At 64.6% G+C, this 3891-nt stretch carries 5 protein-coding genes; 2 read left to right on the top strand and 3 right to left on the bottom strand.

All coding sequences use genetic code 11. The annotated features are described in order from the left end of the window. From rlmH to nadD, 3 genes are all read right to left on the bottom strand, one after another. On the bottom strand, positions 1–412 hold a 412-nt coding region (gene rlmH / locus ACJWXQ_RS07345), incomplete at its 3' end, for a 23S rRNA (pseudouridine(1915)-N(3))-methyltransferase RlmH (protein WP_406672489.1). Between the two features lie 9 nt (positions 413–421). Further along, the gene (rsfS, locus tag ACJWXQ_RS07340; protein ID WP_346051325.1) at positions 422–844 is read right to left on the bottom strand and encodes a ribosome silencing factor; all 423 of its coding nucleotides are present in this window, start codon (positions 842–844) and stop codon (positions 422–424) included. A gap of 4 nt (positions 845–848) precedes the next feature. Next, the gene (gene nadD, locus ACJWXQ_RS07335) at positions 849–1553 is read right to left on the bottom strand and encodes a nicotinate-nucleotide adenylyltransferase (RefSeq protein ID WP_346051323.1); all 705 of its coding nucleotides are present in this window, start codon (positions 1551–1553) and stop codon (positions 849–851) included. Between the two features lie 143 nt (positions 1554–1696). Here nadD and ACJWXQ_RS07330 point away from each other — a divergent pair, with 143 nt between their 5' ends. Both ACJWXQ_RS07330 and ACJWXQ_RS07325 read left to right on the top strand, forming a co-directional pair. Beyond that, complete coding sequence (locus ACJWXQ_RS07330; protein ID WP_406672488.1) at positions 1697–2764, top strand: DUF1611 domain-containing protein; 1068 nt, start codon at positions 1697–1699, stop codon at positions 2762–2764. Positions 2765–2780: 16 nt separating this feature from the next. Then, the gene (locus tag ACJWXQ_RS07325) at positions 2781–3842 is read left to right on the top strand and encodes a dipeptide epimerase (protein ID WP_346051318.1); all 1062 of its coding nucleotides are present in this window, start codon (positions 2781–2783) and stop codon (positions 3840–3842) included. Positions 3843–3891: the final 49 nt, after the last annotated feature.

Raw genomic sequence — 3891 nt, 5'->3', positions numbered from 1 at the left:
CGGCCACGATCACCCGGACCAGACCATGGGGCAGGGTCAATGGTGACAGACTCCAGCGGCGATCAGCCCGTTCCAGCACGCTGGCATCCAGGCCGTCGGCGCCGCCGATGACCAAGGACAGGTCGCGGCCATCCATCAACCAGTCGCCGAGCCAACCCGACAGTTTCAGGGTGTCCACCGACTTGCCTCGCTCGTCCAGGGCGACGAGGCGATCGTCGCCGACGGTCTTGAGGATGCGCTCGGCCTCCTCGGCCCTGGCGCCGTCAGCGGTGCGGCCGCTGCCACGGCGGCCCGGGGTGATTTCCTTGAGCTGCAGGCGGCATTCATGGGGCAGGCGGCGAGCATATTCCCGGAAGCCGTCATTGATCCACGCCGGCTGGCGCTGGCCCACGGCGAGCAAGCGGATGCGCATATTCGGGCCTCAACCGCCGGACATGGAGGGCGGCCGGCCACCGCCGGCAACCCGGGCACGGGCATCGCGGCCGGCCTCGTCCTGGTCATCCAGGCTCCACAGCTTTTCAAGGTTGTAGAAGGCCCGGGATTCCGGGTGCATGACATGCACGACGGCTTCGCCGAGATCCACCAGCACCCAGTCCGAGCCGGGTTCGCCTTCCACCCCCGCGGGTTTCATGCCGGCTTTTTTCACCGCCCGCACCAGGTGCTCGGCCACCGAGGCCACATGGCGGCTGGAGGTACCCGAAGCGATGATGATGGTATCCAGGATGGGGGTGATCTGTCGGACATCCAGCACCGTGATGTCACGGGCCTTGATGTCTTCCAGGGCGTCCACGATCCAGCGATTCAATGCCTCGCCGGTGAGCTTTTCCTGCTTTTCTGCAGTCACGATCTTACATGCCTCCTTCCCGCGTCACGCGGGCAACGGACCGAGCCGGGGTACTGAAGTAATGCGGGCTGCCCTCAACCATTCTCACCACCGGGTCCGGCGTCAGATAACGCACCGATCCCCCCCGGTCCAGGATTTCCCGAATGGTGGTGGAGGAAATCTCCAGTTGGGTGACCTGCTGGCGATAGATCCGCCCGGCCGGCAGGCGATGCAGGTCTTCCGCATTGTCGGTTTCCCGGCGCGCCATGACATCGCCGAGCACCGCGCCGGGCTTCAGGGCCCAGCCCGGCCGATGGGCCACCACGATATGAGCCAGCTCCAGTAGTCCTTCCCAGCGATGCCACTTGGGCAACCCCAGGAAGGCATCGCTGCCGAGAATCAGCAGCAGGGAGCGATGTTCACCAAACTCGGCCCGGAAGGATTCCAGCGTGTCCCGGGTATAGGACGGCCCCGGCCGGCGCATTTCCCGGTCATCCACCACCAGCCCCGGCTGGTCGTGCACCGCCGCCTGGGCCATTTCCAGGCGAAAGGGGGCGGGTGCCAGAGGACGGCCCCGGTGGGGTGGATCGGCGCAGGGCAGCAGGCGCACCTCGGCCAGCCCCAGGATCTCGTAGAGTTCCAGGGCCGGGCGCAAATGACCGTGATGGATGGGATCGAAGGTCCCACCGAACAATCCGATGGGCGCGAGTTCTGAGTGGCCCAGGCTCAAGCAGCCGCTCCCGCACCCGATAAAGTGAAATGACGCTTCATGGCCATATTTTCTCGCAATAAGCCACGGTGGATCAATCGATTTCCCCTCGCCACCTTCGAGACAGACTGTAAAATGGCGCGGTCGGATCAAGGAGACCGCTCATGCAGGATAAGGCAATCGTTCTGGCCAACCGGGAATATCGGACGGCCAATGGCAAGGTAGCCCATGGCCTCATTCGTGGCAGCGACCGATTCCAGGTAACTGCCGTGGTGGACCCGCTGGCGGCGGGTCACGACGCCGGGGAACTGCTTGACGGCCGGCACCGGAACATCCCGGTGGTGGCCTCGGTGGAGGAGGCGCTGTCTGCCGGCAACGACCGCCCCAAGTGGTGCGTACTCGGTGTCGCCCCCCACGGTGGCCGTTTCAACGAGGAATTGCATGCCGCCGCGCTGCGCGCCCTGGAGGCCGGTCTCAATCTGGTCAGCGGCCTGCATGACTGGGCCGGCAGCGACCCGGTGCTGTCGCGGGCTGCGCGGGAGAACCATGTACGCATCATTGACCTGCGCCGCCCACCCCCCACCGAGGAACTGCACTTCTGGAGCGGCGAAGTCGGCAATGTGGCCATTCCCCGCATTGCCGTGCTCGGCATGGACTGCGCCATTGGCAAGCGAACCACCAGCCGGATCCTGGTGCAGGGCCTGCGTGACCGTGGCCATCGGGCCGAGATGATCTACACCGGCCAGACCGGCTGGCTGCAGGGGGGACGCTATGGTTTCATTTTTGATGCCACGCCCAATGACTATGTCAGCGGTGAACTGGAACACGCCATCCTGCGCTGCGCCCATGAACTGGGCCCCGATGTGATGCTGCTGGAAGGTCAATCGTCCCTGCGCAATCCCAGCGGACCCTGCGGGGCGGAGTTCCTGCTGTCGGGGGCTGCCGATGCCGTGGTCCTGCAGCATGACCCGGCCAGAAGCCATTTTGATGGCCTGGAGTCTCGCGGCTATCGCCTGCCGACAGTGGAAGACGAAATCGCCCTGATTCGTCATTACGGTGTGGAAACCATTGCCGTGACCCTGCATGGCTCGCCCGAGAATGCGGTCGTGGCCAATGAGCGCACTCGGCTGCGCGAGACACTGGATATCCCGGTTGTCAGCCCCCTTGATGAGCCTGTCGATCCGGTCCTTGTGGCCATTGAAACCCGGATGGCGAACAAGACCAGCGCATGAAGCAGAGGTGGTCAGCATGAAAATCGCTCGTGTGGAAACCTGGCGGCGGGAGATCGCCCTCACCCGCCCCTATGAAATCGCCTTCCGACGCACCGACAGTGTTGGCAACTGCTTCGTCCGCCTGATCCCGGATCGTGGTCAACCCGGCCTGGGCTGTGCCGCCCCCGAACACCATGTCACCGGCGAAACCCTGGATGATTGCGAAGCCGCCCTGGATCCGGCCGGACTGGACTGGCTGGTGGGACAGCCGGTCGCCGACCTGCCGCGACTGTTGCGGGAACTGCAGGGACATTTCCCGGATACGCCCGCACAGCGGGCGGCGCTGGACATGGCCTTGCATGATCTGCTCGCTCAACAACTGGAGCGACCATTAGTGGATGTCCTTGGCCGGGCCCAGCACTCCCTGCCAACCTCCATCACCATCGGCATCATGGGCGTGGACGAGACGCTCGACGAGGCCCGGGAATACATCGATCGAGGCTTTCGCCACCTCAAGGTCAAGACGGGCCAGGATCTGGAAGAGGACATCGAGCGCATCCGCGCCCTGCGAACCCAGCTCGGTGATGACATTCAGATTCGGGTGGACCCCAATCAGGGCTATACCGCCAAGGCCCTGTGGGAATTCGTTCGAGACACGAAGGACTATGGCCTGGAGTTCGTGGAACAGCCCCTGCCGGTAAGCGAGAACATGCGCTCCCTTTCCAGAACCTTGCGCCAGCGAGTGGCGGCGGATGAGAGCCTGCTGTCGCCGGACGATGCCCTGAATCTGGCGGCTGCTCCACCCGCCTGCGGGGTGTTCAATATCAAGCTGATGAAGTGCGGTGGCCTGGGGCCGGCCCGGCGGATTGCCGATATCGCCGAGCTGGCGGGAGTGGAACTCATGTGGGGCTGCATGGACGAGTCACGGATCAGCATCGCCGCCGCCCTGCATGCCGCCCTGGCCTGTCCGGCAACCCGCTACCTTGACCTGGACGGCCACCTGGACCTGGCCGAGGACCCGGCCGAAGGCGGCTTTGAACTCAAGGATGGCTGGCTTACACCCCTGAGTCTGCCGGGGCTCGGTGTTCAATTGCGCTAGATTTCGGGGGACGGAGCATTCCGGGTCAAGCTGCTAGCTGCTAGCTGCT

The sequence above is a fragment of the Natronospira sp. genome (genome assembly GCF_007134575.1).
In the GTDB taxonomy this organism is placed as follows: Bacteria; Pseudomonadota; Gammaproteobacteria; order Natronospirales; family Natronospiraceae; genus Natronospira; species Natronospira elongata.
Note: the sequence above shows the minus strand (reverse complement) of the source record. Positions and strands in the feature narration are given on the sequence as shown.

Coding starts and splice junctions, on each gene's coding strand:
- ACJWXQ_RS07330 (WP_406672488.1), top strand. CDS start 1,697: ATGCAGGATAAGGCAATCGTTCTGGCCAACCGGGAATATCGGACGGCC.
- ACJWXQ_RS07325 (WP_346051318.1), top strand. CDS start 2,781: ATGAAAATCGCTCGTGTGGAAACCTGGCGGCGGGAGATCGCCCTCACC.